Below are 18,233 nucleotides of genomic sequence, written 5' to 3'. Positions count from 1 at the left end.
ACTCAGTTGGTGGGAAACCCGTTCGCCGGGAACCAGGTGTTGTGGCTGGCGCCACCGTCCACGTAGATGATCGAACCGGTGGTACCGGGCAGCCAGTCCGACAGCAGGGTGACCACGGACTTGGCGACCACCGTCGGGTCGTCGACGTCCCAGCCGATCGGAGAAGCGCCGTCCCAGTAGGTGTTCAGCATGGTGAGCTGGTTCGCATCATCGGTGGCGGTGCCGGCGATGGCCTTGGCCGCCAGGGTCTTGATCGGCCCGGCCGCGATCAGGTTGGAGCGAATGCGCTTGGCCTCGCCCACCTCTCGCGCCACATAGCGGTTCACCGATTCGAGCGCGGCCTTGGCCACACCCATCCAGTTGTAGTACGGCATGGCGGTGCGCGGATCGAAATCCATGCCCACGATGGAGCCGCCCTCGTTCATGGCCGGCAGGACCGCGCGGGCCAGCGAGGCGTAGCTCCACGCCGAGATCTCGAACGCCTTGGCCGCATCCGGGCCGGGGCCCTCGAGGAACGGCTTGGACCCGGGGCCCATCAGGGTGCGCGGCGCGAAGGCGATGGAGTGCAGCACGCCGTCGATGCCCTCGGGGGCCAGCTCGTTCAGCTTCGCCGCCAGCTCGCCGAGGTTCTCCTCATTGGTGACATCGAGCGGGATGGCCGGGGGAACCTCCTTCGGCAGCCGCTTGGCGATCCGGTCGATCAGCCGCAGCCGGTCCGGAATACCGGTGATGATCACCTTGGCGCCCTGCTCCTGCGCCACCGCGGCGGCATGGAAAGCAATGGACGAATCGGTGATGATGCCGGTGATGAGTACGGTCTTGCCTTCGAGCAATCCACTCATGGGTTGGTTGGTTCTCCTCGTTGAAAAGTGCTGGTTGCCAGGGGGTCGAAGCGCGGAACCTGATCGAGCGAGATGCTCAGTGGCCCATGCCCATACCGCCGTCGACGGGGATGATCGCGCCGGAGATGTAGGAGGCGTCCTCGGAGGCGAGGAAGCTGATCACACCGGCGACATCCTCGGCCTGGCCGATCCGGCCCGCCGGGATGAAGTCGAGCGCGGTCTTGCGCATCTCCGGGGTCATCTCGTCACGGGTCATATCGGTGTCGATCAGGCCCGGCGCCACCACATTCGCGGTGATATTGCGCTTGCCGACCTCGCGGGTGATGGCGCGCGCCATACCGACCAGACCGGCCTTGGCCGCCGCATAGCTGACCTGAGCGGGGGCGCCGATCTGGCCGACCACCGAGCCGAGGAAGATGACGCGGCCGAAGCGGCCCTTGAGCATATTGCGGTTGGCGCGCTGGGCAACTCGCCACGCACCGGTGAGGTTGGCGTCGATGACCTTCGAGAACGACTCCTCGCTCATGCGCATGAACAGCACGTTGTCCACGATGCCCGCATTGGCCACGACGACCTCGACCGGACCCTGGTGCGCCTCGACCTCGGTGAACGCGCGATCCACCGACTCCGAGTCGGTCACATCGCATTTCACGCCGAAGAGGCCCTCGGGCACACCCGAACCGCGATGCGTGACAGCGACCTTGTGTCCATCGGCAAGCAGGCGCAGGGCTACCGCGAGCCCGATGCCGCGATTGCCGCCGGTCACCAGTACCGACCGGGATGTGATGTTCGACATAGAGGGAAACCTATCTGTTCGTTGGCGGGACTCGGCGCGCGGTACCGAATTACGGCAGACGCTGACGATAGAGCAGCGCTGTCACCACCCCGGAGGCGGTCACCAGCAGACCCAGCAGCAACCACGGCCGGCTCGCATCGCCCATTGTCAGCTCGTACCCGATCTGCTGATCGAGTGTGTCGTACACCTTACGAAGCTCTTCCAGCGTGGAGGCGGTATAGAAGTCGCCACCGGACAGCTGGGCGATCTGATGCAGGGCGTCGTCGTCGACCGGAACCCGCACGCGCTGCGAACCCTTGCCGTCCTGATCCGGAATCTCGACGGTGCCCCAGGTCGTGCCGAACGAAATCGTCGACACCGGAACGCCTTTCTCCTTCGCCAGACGCGCGGCGGTGAAGCCGTGGCGCGGATTGTCGACATCCTTGTCATCGGGCACCGTCTGCTTACCGTCGGACATGAGCACGATGCGCGCGGGCGGCGGAGTCTCCGCACCGCCGAGCACCGAGGCCAGCGTGTCGATCGATTGCAGCGCGGTCAGAATGCCCTCACCGGTGGCGGTGCGCTCGGCCAGCTTCATGCTGTCGATGGCCGCCTTGACCGCCTGGCGATTGGTGGTCGGCGACATCTGCACCGAGGCGGTGCCGGCGAAGGTGACCAGACCCAGATTGATGCCCGGCGTCAGACCGTCCGCGAATTCCTTGGCGGCCTTCTTGGCCACCTGAATTCGGCTCGGCGGCACATCGGTCGCCTCCATGGACAGCGATACGTCGATCACCAGAATGACGGTGGCGCGATTGCGCGGCACCTTCTTCGTCGCGGTCGGACCGGCGGCGGCGATGGTCAGCAGAATCAGGCCGACCAGCATGAGCGCCACCGGCACATGCCGGAATCGACTGGGCTGGCTGGGCGCGACCCGTTCCAGCATCTCCATATTGGAGAAGCGCAGCACATGCTTCTGCCGTCGCCGCTGCACCACCACGTAGAGCAGTGCGATGAGCGCGACTACGACCAGGAAAGCCAGCCAGTACTGCGAGGTGAAATTGGAAATGCTCACTGTCGTGGCACCCGCCCGGCATTCGAGGCGCCGAAAGTATGGCGCCGGGTGGACACGAACCGGACCACATCGGCGATCCAGTCCCGATCGGTACGCAGGTCCATCACCGGCGCGCCGCAACTGCGCAGCGCCAGTTCCACCTGCTCCCGGTGCCGCTGCGCCGCTTTCGCGAAATCGGCGCGCAGCGCGGGGGTCACGCTGAATTCCCGGGTGCGCCCGGACTCCGGATCGTGCAGCACCACGTCACCGACATCCGGCAGCGCCATATCCAGCGGATCGAGCACCTCCACCGCGAGCAGATCGTGGCGGCCGGAGATGGCGCGCAGGCTGCGCTGCCAGTCGATATCCCCGAGGAAATCGGAAATCACCACGGCCAGACCGCGTTTGCGCTGCGGACGGCGCAGAGACTCGATGGCGCCCTGCAGATCACCGCGCACACCGTCGCGGGCGTGCGGGGTGGTGGCGATGGTGCGCAGCATGGACTGCGCGTGCACGCGCCCGCTGCGCGCCGGAATGCGAATCAGCTTCTCGCCATTGGCGACCACCGCGCCGATCCGATTACCGCCGCCACTGGTCAGATGGGTGACCGCGGCCGCGGCGGCAATGGCCAGATCGCGCTTCTCGCAGCCGGTGGTGCCGAAGTCGAGGCTGGCGGACAGATCCACCACCAGCCAGGTCTCCAGCTCACGGTCGGCGACCATCTGCCGCACATGCGGATGGGTGGTGCGGGCGGTGACCGACCAATCCATCTGGCGCACATCGTCGCCCGGCTGATACATGCGCGCATCGCCGGGTTCGGAACCCGGGCCCGGAATCAGGCCCAGGTGATCGCCGTGCAGCACACCGTCGAGACGGCGGCGCACGGTGAGTTCGAGCGTTCTCAGCGCAGCGGCCAGACGCGGATCGCTCAGATCACCCTGCCGGAACGAGGGCGGGGCGTGCGAGGAGCCGCTGGGAGTCGACATCGTCACGGGCGCAACCGAATCCGAAGCCCGCCTCACTTGGGCTGAGGCTGGCCGGGCACTCCGGCAGCCACACCGTTAGGCGGCTGCGGGACAGCCTGCTGCGGCGGCTGCGGAATCCCGTTGGGCGCCTGCTGAATACCCTGCGGCGCACCCTGGGGCTGGACCGGCGGGGCGGCGGGCATCGGTGCGGGCGCGCCACCCGGGGCGACGGCCTGCGGGGCCACCTGCGGCAGACCGACGGTCTGCAGCACCCGGTTGATCACGTCGTCGGGCGAAACCTCATCGGCGAGCGCGTCATAGGACAGCACCAGGCGGTGGCGCAGCACGTCCGGAATCACCTCGACCACATCCTGCGGCACCACGTAATCGCGGCCGCGAATGAGGGCCACCGCGCGCGCCGCGGCAATGATGCCGAGGCTGGCACGCGGGGAGGCGCCGTAGGCGATCCATCCGGCCACATCCTGCATGCCGAAGTCGGCGGGCTTACGGGTCGCGGCGATCACGCGCACGACGTAGTCGACCAGCGCGTGGTGCACGAAGGTATTGGCGGCGACCTGCTGCAGCCGCACCACCTCGGCGGGATCGAGCACCGGCTTGGCCTCCGGCGGAGTGACGCCCATCCGGTAGATGATCTCGCGCTCCTCCTCCACGGAGGGGTAATCCACGACCACCTTGAACAGGAAGCGGTCGCGCTGCGCCTCGGGCAGGGCGTACACGCCCTCGCTCTCGATGGGGTTCTGAGTCGCCATGACCAGGAACGGATTCGGCATCGGGTAGGTCTTGCCGCCGATGGTGACGTGCCGCTCGGCCATCACCTCGAGCAGTGCCGACTGCACCTTGGCGGGCGCGCGGTTGATCTCGTCCGCGAGCACGAAGTTCGCGACGACCGGGCCCAGCTCGGTATCGAATTCCTCGCGGCCCTGCCGGTAGATACGGGTACCCACGAGGTCGGTGGGCACCAGGTCGGGGGTGAACTGCACGCGAGAGAAGCTGCCGCCCACCACCTTCGCGAAGGTTTCCACCGCAAGGGTCTTGGCGATACCGGGAACACCCTCGAGCAGCACATGGCCGCGTGCGAGCACACCCACCAGCAGTCGTTCGACCAGACGATCCTGACCGACGATCACTCGTTTGACTTCGTAGATCGCCTTTTCCAGGGTCTGGACATCGCGCTCGAGGGTGTTCGGCGGCGGCGCGTCCTTCACCGTACTTACCCCGCTCACACCATCAGTCGAAGTCACCAACATCCCCGCTTTCGCTTTGGTCCTGTGCGTTCCGCCCCAACTATTCCAGGTATCCGCCGCATTCGCCGCACCCGGCCACATCGGATGTCGAAATCGGACAGCCGGAAGCGGTGGCAAGCACGCCGCTATATTGAAGATCGCCACCTCCGATCTTGATCCGAACAGAGGGAGGACCCGTGCGTAATCCGTCGATCCATGTCGCCTCGCTACTGCGGGGCGAGGAGATCTACCGCAGTGAGCTCGGCTCCTTGACCAGGCTCACGGCCGACAATTTCCCGATCTTGAGCGGCCTGTCGATCAAACGGCTCACGCTCGCGCCCGGCGCGATCCGGGAACCGCATTGGCATGCCAATGCCACCGAACTCGCCTACTGCACCGCGGGCCGGGCGCTGGTTTCGGTGCTGGACAACGGGAGCGACTTCGCCTCGTTCGTGGTCGGCGCCGGGGAGATGTTCCACATCGACTCCGGCGCGTTGCACCACGTCGAGAACATCGGCGATACCGAGGCGGAATTCATCCTGGCATTCCGGCACGAACGACCCGAGGACTTCGGATTCAGCGCCGCGCTCGGGGCGATGACGGATTCGGTGCTCGGCAACACCTATGACCTGCCCGCCGCGGATTTCGCGAAGATCCGGCGCAGCACCACCGCCAAGCTCGTCGTGAAACGCGACGGCGACCCGCAGATACCCGCGAACGCGCGTTTCGGCGATCCCCATCATTTCGCCGTCGAGGCCATGGCCGCACCGGTGGACTCACCGGTCGGCTCGGCCCGCACCGCCCGCGAGCAGTACTGGCCCGCCCTGCACGACATCTCGATGTACTCACTGCGCATACGCGAAGACGGTATGCGCGAACCACACTGGCATCCCGTCACCGCCGAAATGGGGTACGTGCACCGCGGCTCGGCGCGCATGACGATCATGGATCCGGACGGCACGCTGGACACCTACGTCGTGAACGAGGGCGAGGTCTACTTCATCCCGCGCGCCTACCCGCACCACATCGAAGTCATGAACACCCCCGATATCCAGCTGCTGATCTTCTTCGACCAGCCGACCCCGGGCGATATCGGCTACCGCGCCTCCGCGAGCGCCTATTCGCGTCAGGTGCTCGCCGCCACCTTCGGCGTCGCCCTGGCCGATCTACCGCAACTGCCGTTCACCTCGTCCGATCCCCTGATCGTCACCCGCAACAACCCGCTCGCTCCGTCCTGACGCGGCGCCTCAGGCACCCGGGGTGCCGGGATTCGGGTTGTAGGGGCTCGCCAAGGACGGATCCACGGTGAAGGGCCCGGCATTCCGGCCGAGCCGTGCTGCGGCAGCGGCAGATTCGTTATTGCTGGTCAGACGAAAGACGGCGCGTTCGAGAATGGGCAGGATCTCGGTGATCTCGAGAGTCTTGTCGACGAACCTTCCGGTCAGGGCATAGGTCATATTGGCCAGGATCAGGCCGATGTCCTCGACATAGGCCGGTTCCGCGCCGGCGACGAGCTGTGCGGCGATCGGCAGCATCGCGCTCATGCCCTGCGCGTCGAGCCGCTGACCCCCGGCACCCGTGCGCGCCCGGTGGTAGGCCTCGAGCATGCGGGGATTGCGCTCCCACGGCTCGAAGATGTAGCGCAGCACGCGCATCAGCCCGCTGTAGAGCGTTTCGTCCGCCGCCGGGGGCAGCACGCCGGCGTAGCTGTTGTCGGCCATCCACTGCTCGATGGCCGCGACGATCAGATCGTCCCTGGCGGGAAAGCGCTTGTAGACCGTGGCAAGGGAGACGCGCGCGAGGCGTGCGACTTCTCTGAGCTGGACGGCGTCGTACCCCTCGGACTCGAGCAGGGCCAGGACGACGCTGATGATCTGCTTCGAGGCATCCTCTTCCGGTTTCCGGCTCACTCCGTTACGGTAACCGCGTTACCGCAGTAACCAGGTTACTCACGCGGACGCTGCGATCCCACAGGTCGCGCATCGACATCGAGCGAATTCACACGGAGACCTCTCTATGCAGCCACACCACTGGCAGCGGCCTCGCCCGAGGACACTGCCGCCACGCCGGTGCACCGCCGCACTGGCCACCGTCCTGTGCGTCGGCGCGCTCGCGGCGATCGGGATGACAGCACCGGCGGCCACGGCCGCGCCGGTGAGCGATTTCTACACTCCCCCAGCACAATTCGCGACAGAACCGGGGGCGATCGTCAAGACGCAACCGATGACGGTGTTCGCGGCGCCGCCGAGTGGGGGCCGGTGGCCCGAGGCCGCGCAGCTGGTCATGTACACCTCGCGGACACAGGACGGGACTCCGGTCGCGGTGAGCGGCACCTACATCGAGCCCACGCAGCCATGGCAAGGATCCGGGGCGCGGCCGACCATTGTCATCGGGCCGGGGACCGCCGGGCAGGGTGATCAATGCGCGGCCTCGGTCGCCTTCGGCACCGGCGTCACGCTGTCCACCGATCCGCTGTCGGTATCGGCGAATCAGGAGGCGATCTCCGCGGCGACCTGGAACAACCTGGGCGCTCGTGTCTTTGTCACCGACTACATCGGCCTGGGTACACCCGGCGTGCACACCTTCGTGAATCGGGTCGAGGAGGCGCACGCCATCCTCGACGCCGCCCGTGCCGCCGATAATCTCGCCGGCACCGGTCCGGGCACGCCGCTGGTGCTCTGGGGCTATTCGCAAGGCGGCGGTGCGACTGCGGCGGCAGCCGAACTGCAGCCGGCCTACGCACCGGAGTTGAACCTGAAGGGCACCTGGGCGGGCGCTCCGGTCGCTGATCTGAAGCGGGTGCTGGCTCAGATCGACGGCAATCTCATCGGTGGCGCAATCGGATTCGCCATCAACGGGTTCGTGGCGCGCTATCCCGCGCTGGAGAAGTCGGTGCACGAGCTGACGACTCCGGCGGGACGGGCACTGCTCGACACGCTCAGCACCGAATGCGTCGGCGACATCATCTTCAAGCAGCCGTTCCTGCGCACCAGCGATCTCACGATCGACGGCAGGCCGCTACTGGATCATCTGCGGTCGATCCCGGAGGCGGATCAGGTTCTCGACGATCAGCGCATCGGCGCGCTGGAACCGGCCAGCCCGGTGCTGATCACCAGCGGCATCAACGATGACACCATCCCCTACGGACAGGCTCGGCAGTTGGCCGAGGACTGGTGCGCGCAGGGCGCGAGGGTCACCTTCCGGACCGATCAACTGCCATCGATCCTGCCGGGCACCACCTTCGCCAATCATTTCGGTCCCGAGTTGATCGACGGATTCACCGGCGACAGCGCCGTTTCCTATCTTGTCGATCGGCTCGACGACAAGCCTGTTGCCGCTTGCACTTTCGACTGACCGCACCTCGGCACACAGCTCCGAAGCTTCGTCTTTATCACCAGGAAAGTGCGATATGTCAGTAATTACGCGACGGTCAGTGTTGACCGGCGCCGCCGCCGCGGGAGCCCTGTTGATCGGCGCCCGGACCGCCGGCCGCGCGACGGGAATCGCGGCGCGGGTCAACAGCATTCCGCTCACCCGCGAGGATCATCGGGTGGTCGTCATCGGGTCCGGATTCGGCGGCGGTGTCACCGCGCTCCGGCTGGCCGAGGCCGGGGTTCCGGTCCTGGTGCTCGAACGGGGCAGGCGCTGGCCGACCGGTCCGAACGCCGAAACCTTTCCGCGCGCTTCGGCATTGGACAAGCGGGCACTGTGGTTCGAGTCGAGCCCGAATCTGTTCGGGCAGCCGCTCGCCTTCGAGCCGTACACCGGACTGATCGAGGCGGTTCCCGGCGAGAATATGACCGCATTGTGCGCGGCGGGTGTCGGCGGTGGCTCACTGATCTATCAGGGCATGTCGCTACAGCCCACCGAGGAAGTGTTCACTACCCATTTCCCGCCGGAACTCGACTGGGCCGCAATGGATCGCGTGCATTATCCGAGGGTGGCGCGCATGCTCGGCCTCGCGGTCGCGCCCGACGAATTGATCGCCAGTTCGAATTACTCCGCGGCGCGGGTCTTCGCCGATCATGTTCAGCAGGCCGGACTTCCGCTGTCGAAGATCCCCATGCCCATCGACTGGAACTATGCGCTGGCCGAACTGCGCGGGGAAATGAAGCCGTCGTACACCAATGGCGACGGCGCGCTGGGCGTGAACAATGGCGGCAAACACTCGGTCGATGTCACGTATCTCGCCGCGGCGGAGGCGACGGGGCGGGTGACGGTCGAGACGCTGCACCGGGTCACCGATATCGAACGCGGACCGGACGGGCGCTGGGTCGTTCATGTCGATCGACTCGATACCTCGGGCACGGTGCTGGAGAACAAGATTCTCACCACCCAGGCGCTGGTCCTGGCGGCGGGCAGTCTCAATACCACCAAACTGCTGGTCCGGGCCGGCGCCAAGGAGCAGATCCCCGATCTACCCGACGAGCTCGGCCGAGGGTGGGGCACCAATGCCGACCGAATCTACGTATGGACCGACCCTACGGCGGAATTCGGTACGGCCCAGGGTGGTCCCGTCGTATACGGCAGCTTGAACTGGGATGATCCGCACGCCGCGCACACCCTCATCCAAGCCTCCATTCCGCCGCTGCCCATCGACCCGCACAGCACGATGATGGTCGGATACGGCGTCAGCGACGGACGCGGTCGATTCACCTACGATTCGGCGAAGGACGACGCGAGCCTGTACTGGCCACCGGACGGAGACGCGTACATCCAGGACAATCACATCGGGCCCGCCGCACACACAATCGCCGGTGCCGCAAGCATGTTGACCGACACCAATGCCCTGTTCTCCTCGACGTGGCATCCCATCGGCGGCGCGAATATGGGGCCGGTGTGCGATCTGGAAGGGCGCGTCCACGGCCAGCGCGGCCTGTACGTCCTCGACGGCGCACTCATGCCGGGCAATACCGCCGCGTGCAATCCATCGATGACCATTGCCGCCGTGGTGGAACGCGCGCTCGACCAGCTGGTCGCACACGATGTCGGAACGGTCATCTGACCCGCGGCCCGAAACCCTCGGCCAAGCGTTCAGAAGCCGGAGCGGCCCTGGATCGGCAGGGTGACGAAGCTCGGTTCGGCGGGATCCAGATTCACATGCTGCGGCCGTAATCCGCTGTCGCGCATAGTGACTCCGAGCGGCAGGGCGCGCAGGATGCTGGCCGCGTAGACGTCGATCCGCAGGCGGTGGCCGGGTTGGATGACGGCGTCCGTGGCCAGCAGGCCGATATCGAGGGTGGTGGGCCGACCCGGTACCTGCGGGTCACGGGCGGTGACGTCGAGTGGGTGGTACGCCTCGATGTAGTCACCGCCGGGGGTGCGGGTGCTGCGCTGCGGGTCGACGGCGCGCAGGGCGGCGGTGAGCTGGCCGCTGGAGATGACGGTCGAGGTGCCGTCCGGCGCAACGTCGTTCACCGAGACGTCCCAGAATCCGTCCGTGGCGTCGAGGATCGTGTTCAGGTGCAGGTTCATCGGGCCCGACAGCGCCGTGGGCGCCTCGGCGGGAGCGGTGCTGAAGGTCAGCGCCTCGGCCTCGGCGAATCGCGAATCCAGCTCGCATCCCCTACCCAGGATGAGCGCCACACCGGCGGTACCCTCCGACGCCTGCCGGGAGCAGACCCCGCGAACACCGGGTGCGACGGTCAGCTGGGCGGAGGTGGTGGTCGGCGCTGCGCTCAGGCTGCCGTCGGCCACGGCGTGCGGTGCGCTGGTACTGGAATCGGCTGTCAGATAACGGCGTTCGTAATTCAGATCCGGCCGCGGGAAGCTGTCGGTCGTCCGCCAGCCGCCGCCCTGCTGATACAGCGTCACCGGACCGTAGGAGTCGATGCCGTTGTCGATTCCCTTGAGCCACTTGTCGAACCAGGCGCGCTGGAACGCCGGAATCTGGGGCGGCGCACCGGGCGAACCGAAATCAACTGTGGCGGTGGCGTGATAACCATTGCCCATAACCAGCTGCTTCTCCCCCGGCGGCAGCGGAATCGCATCGTAGATCTTGGGCTCGCTATTGGCGAAGATGTCGTGCCAGCCGCCGACCACGAAGGTGGGCACCTGAATCCGGCTGGGATCGGATTGCCGTTCGCGATACCAGTCGCTGTATCCGGCCAGATCGACGGTGGACGGCGGGAGATTGGACAGGTCCGGCGAGGAGAGAGCCTGGAACAGCTGCGGCAGTTCGGTGGCCGGATCGGCCAGTCGGCCGGAGAGCCACTTGGCGTCGAATCGCCCCTGCAGCAACGCTTGCAGATCGGGCACCCACTTCAAGCCGTTGACCAGGCTCAGCCACATGGGCATGAATCCGATGCCGATCGCACCACCGGTGCCGACGATATCGCGGAACAGATCCGAGCCCGGAATGATGGGCAGGATGGCCTTCAGCGCGGGCGGTCGATGCGCGGCCGCCTGCACGGCGGTGATGCCGAGATAGGACGCGCCGGTCATGCCGATCTTGCCGTTCGACCAGGGCTGCCGGGACGCCCAGTCGATCACCTCGAGGGTGTCCGCCTGTTCGCGAGCGCCCAGCACATCCCAGACGCCCTCGGAGAAGCCGGTGCCGCGCACATCGGCGACCACCTCGACATAACCGGCGCGAACCAGTTCCGGGGTGATGCCCATCTGCCCGGCCAGCGGACCGCTCATATCGGCGGTCAGATCGCTCATGAGTTTGGTGTACGGGGTCATGGTCACGATGGCCGGGAACGGGGTGTCGATCGCCCGGCCCTGATCGTCGGCGGGCCGATACACATTGGCCTTCAACACTGTTCCGTCACTCATGGTGAGCGGAACGTCGTGTTCGACGGCCACGCCGGGATAGGTGGTCTGCTGCCCCGCGCCTGCCCATCCGGGCGCACTGAGCGCATCCGGATCACCGGCGACCGCGGGCGGCGCGAATGCGCACACCACCGCCACGGAAATCATGCCGACCAGGGTTCTCCACCGACGAGGAGCCACTTCGCACCACCCAGAACTTCCAAAGTTGTTGTGCGTCACATCGATACAACCCGTGTGACCGGCACAACCCTGACACAGCTTTACTTCGAAGTAAAGCACTCGATTTCGGCAGCTGAGCACCGGGACTGCACGGTGGCGGGCCGCTTCGCCCATGAGACGCTGGTACCGATGCCACCCACACAGCGCCGACCTACCGATGACGAACTGCTCGACGCCGCCTGCGCGGTCTTCGCCGAGCTGGGCTATCAGGCCACCAGCATGGATGCCATTGCGCTGCGCGCGAATTCGACCAAGCCCACGCTGTACGCGCACTTCGGATCCAAGAAGGATCTGTTCCGGCGACTGTTCCAGCGCGAGGCCGCGGTCATGCAGACCACGCTGCTGCCGGTCTACGAAACGCTGCCCGGCCGCGAACTCACCGAGATGGTGCAGGCGGCCCTCGGTGCCGGATTGAGCTACGGCGAAGAGAATCCGAACGGCGCCGCCATCGTCTCCGCGGTCATGAACGGCGACGGCCCGGATCCGGAATTGGGCCACGGACTGCTCGATACGCTCATCGACGCCATCGCGAATATCGTCGAGGACACCCTGCGCCGCAACGGCCGCGATCCGGGACCGCTCGGACCGGTACTCGCGGCATTGATGTGGGGCTCGGCCATCGAGGCGAGTCGCGTTTCGCACCGCGTGGCCATTACCGGTCCCGAACTCGTGGACTGGATCACCACCTACACCATCGGCGGGCTGCAGGCGACGCTCGCGCGCAGCCTCGCCGGGCAGTCGGCTCCGATCGACATCACCGGCGAAACCGGGGCGTAGATTACCCACGACAGCTTTCCGAGACGGAAGACCTCGATCGCTCCTCAGGCGACCGATAGCCGACTCGCAAAACTTTCCGACCCGCCCAACAATTCGGCGAAGATGCGCCGAAATTGCGGATAGCCTTGCCGTCCAGCGTTTCTGCAGCGGTAGCGTGGAATGTGTGCCGGTCGAAGCGGTCCGGCCGTACGGGATGTGGGTGTGAAGTGTGGGATTTCGAAGTTTCTCCCCGGCAGTCGATAGGCGAGCCGGTATTGATCGAGTTACAGGAGAAAGCGGTTGCCGACGGAGTCGCGCTGCGAATCGGCGTCGTCCTCGAGCATGAAGGCTCGGTACTGCTCTTGGAGCGCGAAGAGTATGCCCAGGGCTTGAGCCCACTCAGCTTGCCCGGCACCACCGTGCGCCCCGGTGAGGCGCTCGCCGCGGCCGTGGCCCGCGCGGTCCATGAGGAAACCGGCCTGACCGTGGTCGATATCGTGGCGCACCTCGGCGGCTTCGATTACCTCTCCAATGCCGGAACGCCGGTGCGCCGGGAGCATTTCGCGGCCGAGGTGGCCGGAGTCGGCCCCATCCGCCTGACCAACTACGGCAGCTACCGCTGGCTGCCGCTCGATGGTGAACTACCCGTGACACCCTCGATCCGCCGCATTCTCACGGCGTATCGCGAGCGATAACGAACATGTTCGCTAAGGTCGGTGCATGGATGCACCGACCGCGCGACCCCGCAAGAGCCGGCGCGAACGGCCCGCCAAACCCGCGCTGACCTACGACGGGATTGTCAGCACCGCGGTGGCGCTGGTCGGCAGCGAGGGTCTGGAGCGGCTCACCATGCGCCGCCTCGCGGCCGAACTGGATACCGGTCCCGCCTCGCTGTACGTCTACGTCGCGAATACCGCCGAGCTGCATGCGGCGATCCTGGACGTGTTTCTCGGCGAGGTGGCGCTGAGTCCGGTTGCCGCAGCACAGGATTGGCGTGACCGGTTGGTCGCGGTGCTGATCTCCTATACGGAGGTGCTGATCCGGCACGCCGCGCTGGCGCAGTCCGCGCTCACGGCCCGGCCGTCCGGACCGCACTATCTGGCCGTCCTGGAGAACCTGCTCACGCTGCTGCGCGCGGGCGGCGTGCCGGACGGTCAGGCCGCGTGGGGCGTCGACATTCTGCTGCAGGTCGCGACGGCCACCGCGGTCGAGCAGTCCGTGCGCGATCGCGATACCGCCGTCACCGGCAATGAGGACGCGGCGCTGCGGCAGGCCCTGGATACCGCGGCGGACCGCTCGCATCCCCGCATCGCGGCGCTGCACGACGATCTGGTGTCCGGCTCACCGGAGGACCGGCTGAACTGGACCTTTCAGATGCTGATCACGGGCATTCAGAACACCGCCCGCCCGCACTGAGGGCGCTGCCCGCCCCACATCCGAGACCGATCTCAGCATGTGGACGTGGCGTAGCCCACAACGAACTTGTTCGTAACGAACATGTTCGTTACGCTGTGGAAGTCAGCGAGAGTTCGTCACCAGGAAGGCAGGCCAACCCATGAACACCACCACCCACCACCCCGTCCTGATCATCGGCGCCGGACTCGGCGGCCTGACCCTGGCGCGCGTCCTGCACGTCCATGGGATCGATGCGCTCATCCTCGACCTGGACGCCTCGGCGCAGGCCCGCACCCAGGGCGGCATGCTGGATATCCACGAGGAGACCGGGCAGAGCGCACTCCGGGCGGCCGGGCTGTACGAGGCGTTTCGCGCCAAGGTCCATCCCGGCGGCGAGGATATGCGCGTGCTCGACCGCGACGGCCGGGTATTGCTCGAGGAATTCGATGACGGCAGCGGCAGTCGGCCCGAGATCGATCGCGGCGAGTTGCGCGATCTACTCCTCGACGCCTTGCCGGTGTCGGCTGTGCGCTGGAACAGCAAGGTGATGAGCGCCCGCCCACTCGGCGCCGGACGGCATGAAGTCACCCTGGCGGACGGCGCCGTCGTGACCACCGATCTGCTGATCGGCGCGGACGGCGCGTGGTCGCACATCCGGCCGCTGCTCTCGACCGCACAACCCGCCTACTCCGGAATCTCCTTCGTGGAAATGGATTTGGCGGACGCCGACAGTCGCCACCCCGAGGCCGCTCAACTCGTCGGCGGCGGTATGTGTTTCGCCATCGACGGGGCCGAAGGTTTTCTCGCCCATCGCGAATCCGACGGCAGCCTGCATATCTACGTTGCCCGCCGCGCGCCCGAAGGCTGGCTCGCGACGCTCGACTTCGGCGATACGGCGGCCGCGAAAGCTGCTCTGCTGCAGGACTTCACCGGTTGGGCTCCCGCGTTGCGCAATCTCATCACGGACGCCGACGGCCCGCTGGTGCCGCGACCGATCCACGCACTGCCGGTGGACCACCGCTGGTCACGCGTTCCGGGTGTCACGCTGCTCGGTGATGCCGCGCACGTCATGTCGCCGTTCGCGGGTGAAGGAGCGAACCTCGCCATGATCGACGGCGCGGATCTCGCCCTGGCGCTCGCCGCCCACCCCGGGGATATCGAAGCCGCCCTCGGCGCCTATGAGCAGACGCTCTTCCCGCGGGCAGAGGCTGCCGCGCGCGACTCCGCCGAATCGCTCGCGAGCATCTTCAGCGGCCGCGCACCCCAGTCTCTCGTCGAGATGTTCGCCGCCGTCGAAACCGCTGGGGCATAAGCGAAATCGCGATGATGATGCGCTGCGGTCAGCGGCCCGCGCCGAGCGCCTGTCCGAGCATTGTTTCCACGGTGCCCGCCGCGAAGTCGGGCAGCGCGGCCAGTCCGGCCGGATCGAGCAGCGTGGAGGCGACAGTATCGGTCGTGCATCCGGCGGGCTGCACCGGCTGCGGGTCCGACAGTGCCCGCCGCACCCAGGCGAAGGCGCCACCGGCGCCAGTCACATCGACGATGGTGTGGTCGCTGATGACATCGGGGAAGGCATCGCGGGTATAGGTCACCGATGCGCCGTGCGCACAATAGTTCTGGACCAGCGCGTCCACCGGGCCGATCGGACTGACCTCGTCATTGACGCCGTTGTAGAGGTAGACCGGCGCGGTCGGAGTGCTCGCGCCGTGGGATCGTTCGGCAATGGCCTGATGGATGACCGGATCGGCGAGCACGGTGTCCAGCGGCGCATTGAGCAGGGTCGGCACGGTCAGCATCAGGTTCGTCGCGACATTGCGCGCCACACACTGGTACGCCGCCGCGGCGACGATCCCCTGACCGGCGGGCGTGAGATAGGTGCCCAACCGGGCCGCCACCTCGGGCGAATCCTTCTCCAGGGCAGCGACTCCGATCGGGATCAGTCCACCGAGCAGGCGCCCGTTCGCCGAATGCAGCGCCGCGCCCAGATCCGCGACGGGAGCGCCGATCGCGGCGCCCGCGATATTCAGCTCGGGTGCGTAGTCCGGTTGTAATTCCGCCGCCCAGCTGGTGGCGATGCCGCCGCCCGAGTACCCCCACAGCGCCGTCTTGGTATCGGCGCCGGGCAGGCCGAGCGGCGCGAAATTCTCCGCGGCCCGAATCCCGTCGAGCGTGGTGTATCCCATGACGCGCGGGGTCAGGAATCGATCGTCGATACCGCCCGGATCCGGTATGGCGACCGCCCAGCCCTGCGCCAATCCCGAAGCGGCGAAAGCCATTTCCCACGGCGGCAGGGCGTAGCCGGACTGGCTGGCCGGGTCGAGCAGGTCGAACGGGCTCGAGTGCTGCAGGGAGTAGGACGGCATACAGTCTCGCGCAATGGAGTCGTAGGCCATCTGATAGGACAGCAGCGGGCGCGGTTTCGCGGGTCCGTCCGGAATCAGGACCGTGGTGACCGCGGCGTAGGGATTGCCGTCGGCGTCGGTGGTGCGATACAGCAATTGCCATGCCTGGGCGTTCACCGGGAACAGCTCCAGCGCCTTGGCGACGATCGGCCGGCTCTTCAGGATGGCGCCCGGCGCCTCGGACTCGTACCCGGCCGGCGGATCGTAGAACGCATCGGCCGAGGCATCGGACCCGGCCACCGAATCGGCAACCGGCGCACCCGGATCCGGCTCGTCGGCCCCCGCCAGCGGCGCCGCGATCGCGACGGTGACCGCGACGATCGCGAACAGACCCGATGCGCGCCGACCACGCCGCAGCGCCGATTTCCCAGCCATGCTCACCCTGTTTTCCCTTGGCCCCGAACAACTCCGGAGCCGCATCCCCATATCGAAGGCAAAGCTACCGCGCGCGGGGCCGCCGTGTGGGCGAATTCATTTCACGGGGCTGGTCCCGTAGTCGACGCGGAACTCCTTGATGCCATTGAGCCATCCCGACCGCAATCGCTTCGGATCGGCGAGCTTGGTCAGCTCGGGGACGTGTGTGGCGATGGCGTCGAAGATCAGCGCGATCTCGAGCCGCGCCAGATTCGCGCCGACACAGTAGTGCGCGCCGGTGCCGCCGAAGGACAGATGCGGATTGGGATCGCGCAGAATGTCGAACCGCTTCGGTTCGTCGAAGACCTCCTCGTCGAAATTCGCCGACCGGTACACCAGCACGACCCGCTCCCCCGCGGCGATGCGCACCCCGCCGAGTTCGGTATCCACCAGCGCGGTGCGCTGGAACAGGCTGACCGGCGTCGCCCAGCGGATGATCTCGTCGACGGCGGTGCTCGGGCGATCCTTCTTGAACAGCTCCCACTGATCCGGATTGTCGAGGAAGGCGATGATGCCGTGGCTGATGGCATTACGCGTGGTCTCATTGCCCGCCACCGCCAGCAGGATGACGAAATAGCCGAACTCGACCGAGCTGAGCGCCTCGCCGTCGAGATCGGCATTCACCAGTTCGGTGACAATATCGTCGGCGGGATGCCCCTTGCGCTCCTCGGCCATCGCATAGGCGTAGGCGATGATCTCCATGGCGGCGGTGAGCGGATCGCCGTCGAACTCCGGATCGTCGTAGCCGGTCATCGCATTGGACCACTCGAAGATCTTCGACCGATCCTGCTGCGGGATGCCGATGAGCTCGGCAATGGCCTGCAGCGGAAGTTCCGAGGCCACCTGCGTGACAAAATCGCCCGACCCGGCCTCGGCGGCGCGTTGCACGATCGAGTGGGCGCGCGCCGCCAATTGCGCACGCAGCGCACCGATCACCCGCGGGGTGAAGCCCTTCGAGATCAGCTTGCGCTGCTTCGTATGTTCGGGGGCATCCATATTCAGCAGTGAGGCGCGCTGCTGCTCGATCTGCTCGCGCTGGATATCGTCGTTGAAACGCGGGATCGCGGTGTTCTCGAAACTGGAGAACTCCGCATCGCGCAGCGAGACCTCTTTGATGTCAGCATGTTTCGTGACCACCCAGAATCCCGCATCGTCGAAACCGCCGATGTCCCGCGCCTGCGGGTTCCACCAGATCGGCGCGACGCGGCGCAGCTCGGCCAGCTCCTCGGCCGGCACCCGCCGCGCCCACATCTCCGGATCGGTGACATCGAATCCCTCGGGGAGATCGGGCCTGACGTTCTCTTCGCGCATCACCACGTCAAATATATAACAGCCTACTACGTAATGTTTTGGAGCCTCGAAGATTCCTCTGCTTCTACCCCGTAGCAGCGAA

General features: G+C 66.6%; 16 protein-coding genes. 7 read left to right on the top strand and 9 right to left on the bottom strand.

All coding sequences use genetic code 11. The features are described 5' to 3' along the window. Positions 1-2 precede the first annotated feature (2 nt). The 5 genes from inhA to OG326_RS20730 form a co-directional block, all read right to left on the bottom strand. Positions 3-842, bottom strand: a complete 840-nt coding sequence (inhA, locus tag OG326_RS20750; protein WP_297625964.1) for an NADH-dependent enoyl-ACP reductase InhA — start codon at positions 840-842, stop codon at positions 3-5. Between the two features lie 76 nt (positions 843-918). After that, positions 919-1,638 carry a 3-oxoacyl-ACP reductase FabG1 gene (fabG1, locus tag OG326_RS20745; RefSeq protein ID WP_327138748.1) on the bottom strand — a complete coding sequence of 240 codons (720 nt, stop codon included), beginning with the start codon at positions 1,636-1,638 and terminating at the stop codon, positions 919-921. Between the two features lie 49 nt (positions 1,639-1,687). After that, the gene (locus OG326_RS20740; protein WP_327138747.1) at positions 1,688-2,692 is read right to left on the bottom strand and encodes a VWA domain-containing protein; all 1,005 of its coding nucleotides are present in this window, start codon (positions 2,690-2,692) and stop codon (positions 1,688-1,690) included. Beyond that, on the bottom strand, positions 2,689-3,657 hold the full coding sequence (locus tag OG326_RS20735; protein ID WP_327146542.1) for a DUF58 domain-containing protein: 969 nt from the start codon (positions 3,655-3,657) through the stop codon (positions 2,689-2,691). Before OG326_RS20735 ends, OG326_RS20740 begins: the two co-directional genes overlap by 4 nt. Before the next feature lie 32 nt (positions 3,658-3,689). Next, entirely contained in the window at positions 3,690-4,904 is a 1,215-nt protein-coding gene (locus tag OG326_RS20730) for an AAA family ATPase (RefSeq protein WP_327138746.1), read from the bottom strand. Positions 4,905-5,077: 173 nt separating this feature from the next. On the opposite strand from OG326_RS20730, the gene OG326_RS20725 reads away from it, so the two are divergent. Continuing rightward, complete coding sequence (locus OG326_RS20725) at positions 5,078-6,118, top strand: cupin domain-containing protein (protein WP_327146300.1); 1,041 nt, start codon at positions 5,078-5,080, stop codon at positions 6,116-6,118. 9 nt (positions 6,119-6,127) lie between these two features. Here the strand turns inward: OG326_RS20725 and OG326_RS20720 are convergent, their stop codons facing one another. Then, positions 6,128-6,790 (bottom strand): TetR family transcriptional regulator, encoded by a 663-nt coding sequence (locus OG326_RS20720; RefSeq protein ID WP_327146299.1) that lies wholly within the window; start codon positions 6,788-6,790, stop codon positions 6,128-6,130. 214 nt (positions 6,791-7,004) lie between these two features. Here OG326_RS20720 and OG326_RS20715 point away from each other — a divergent pair, with 214 nt between their 5' ends. Both OG326_RS20715 and OG326_RS20710 read left to right on the top strand, forming a co-directional pair. After that, positions 7,005-8,234 (top strand): lipase family protein, encoded by a 1,230-nt coding sequence (locus tag OG326_RS20715; protein WP_327146541.1) that lies wholly within the window; start codon positions 7,005-7,007, stop codon positions 8,232-8,234. Between the two features lie 55 nt (positions 8,235-8,289). Beyond that, positions 8,290-9,885 carry a GMC oxidoreductase gene (locus OG326_RS20710; protein ID WP_327146298.1) on the top strand — a complete coding sequence of 532 codons (1,596 nt, stop codon included), beginning with the start codon at positions 8,290-8,292 and terminating at the stop codon, positions 9,883-9,885. Between the two features lie 29 nt (positions 9,886-9,914). On the opposite strand, the gene OG326_RS20705 is transcribed toward OG326_RS20710, so the two are convergent. Next, positions 9,915-11,801 carry a CocE/NonD family hydrolase gene (locus tag OG326_RS20705; protein ID WP_327146297.1) on the bottom strand — a complete coding sequence of 629 codons (1,887 nt, stop codon included), beginning with the start codon at positions 11,799-11,801 and terminating at the stop codon, positions 9,915-9,917. Between the two features lie 201 nt (positions 11,802-12,002). On the opposite strand from OG326_RS20705, the gene OG326_RS20700 reads away from it, so the two are divergent. The 4 genes from OG326_RS20700 (at position 12,003) to OG326_RS20685 (ending at position 15,336) form a co-directional block, all read left to right on the top strand. Beyond that, positions 12,003-12,650: a TetR/AcrR family transcriptional regulator gene (locus OG326_RS20700; RefSeq protein WP_327146296.1), complete on the top strand. Its 648-nt coding sequence runs from the start codon at positions 12,003-12,005 to the stop codon at positions 12,648-12,650. Positions 12,651-12,904: 254 nt separating this feature from the next. Further along, positions 12,905-13,324 carry an NUDIX domain-containing protein gene (locus OG326_RS20695; RefSeq protein ID WP_327146295.1) on the top strand — a complete coding sequence of 140 codons (420 nt, stop codon included), beginning with the start codon at positions 12,905-12,907 and terminating at the stop codon, positions 13,322-13,324. A 25-nt stretch (positions 13,325-13,349) separates the two neighbouring features. After that, positions 13,350-14,045 (top strand): TetR/AcrR family transcriptional regulator, encoded by a 696-nt coding sequence (locus OG326_RS20690; RefSeq protein WP_327146294.1) that lies wholly within the window; start codon positions 13,350-13,352, stop codon positions 14,043-14,045. A 139-nt stretch (positions 14,046-14,184) separates the two neighbouring features. Next, the gene (locus tag OG326_RS20685) at positions 14,185-15,336 is read left to right on the top strand and encodes an FAD-dependent oxidoreductase (protein ID WP_327146293.1); all 1,152 of its coding nucleotides are present in this window, start codon (positions 14,185-14,187) and stop codon (positions 15,334-15,336) included. A 28-nt stretch (positions 15,337-15,364) separates the two neighbouring features. On the opposite strand, the gene OG326_RS20680 is transcribed toward OG326_RS20685, so the two are convergent. Together OG326_RS20680 and OG326_RS20675 are read right to left on the bottom strand one after the other, a co-directional pair. Beyond that, positions 15,365-16,801 carry a lipase family protein gene (locus OG326_RS20680; RefSeq protein WP_327146540.1) on the bottom strand — a complete coding sequence of 479 codons (1,437 nt, stop codon included), beginning with the start codon at positions 16,799-16,801 and terminating at the stop codon, positions 15,365-15,367. Positions 16,802-16,897: 96 nt separating this feature from the next. Further along, a complete protein-coding gene (locus OG326_RS20675; protein WP_327146539.1) occupies positions 16,898-18,151 on the bottom strand; it encodes a cytochrome P450 in 1,254 nt (417 codons plus the stop codon). Between the last annotated feature and the right edge of the window lie 82 nt (positions 18,152-18,233).

It is taken from the genome of Nocardia sp. NBC_01327, assembly GCF_035958815.1.
Lineage (GTDB): Bacteria > Actinomycetota > Actinomycetes > Mycobacteriales > Mycobacteriaceae > Nocardia.
The sequence above is the reverse complement of the archived record's forward strand: the minus strand, read 5'-3'. Positions and strand labels throughout refer to the sequence as shown.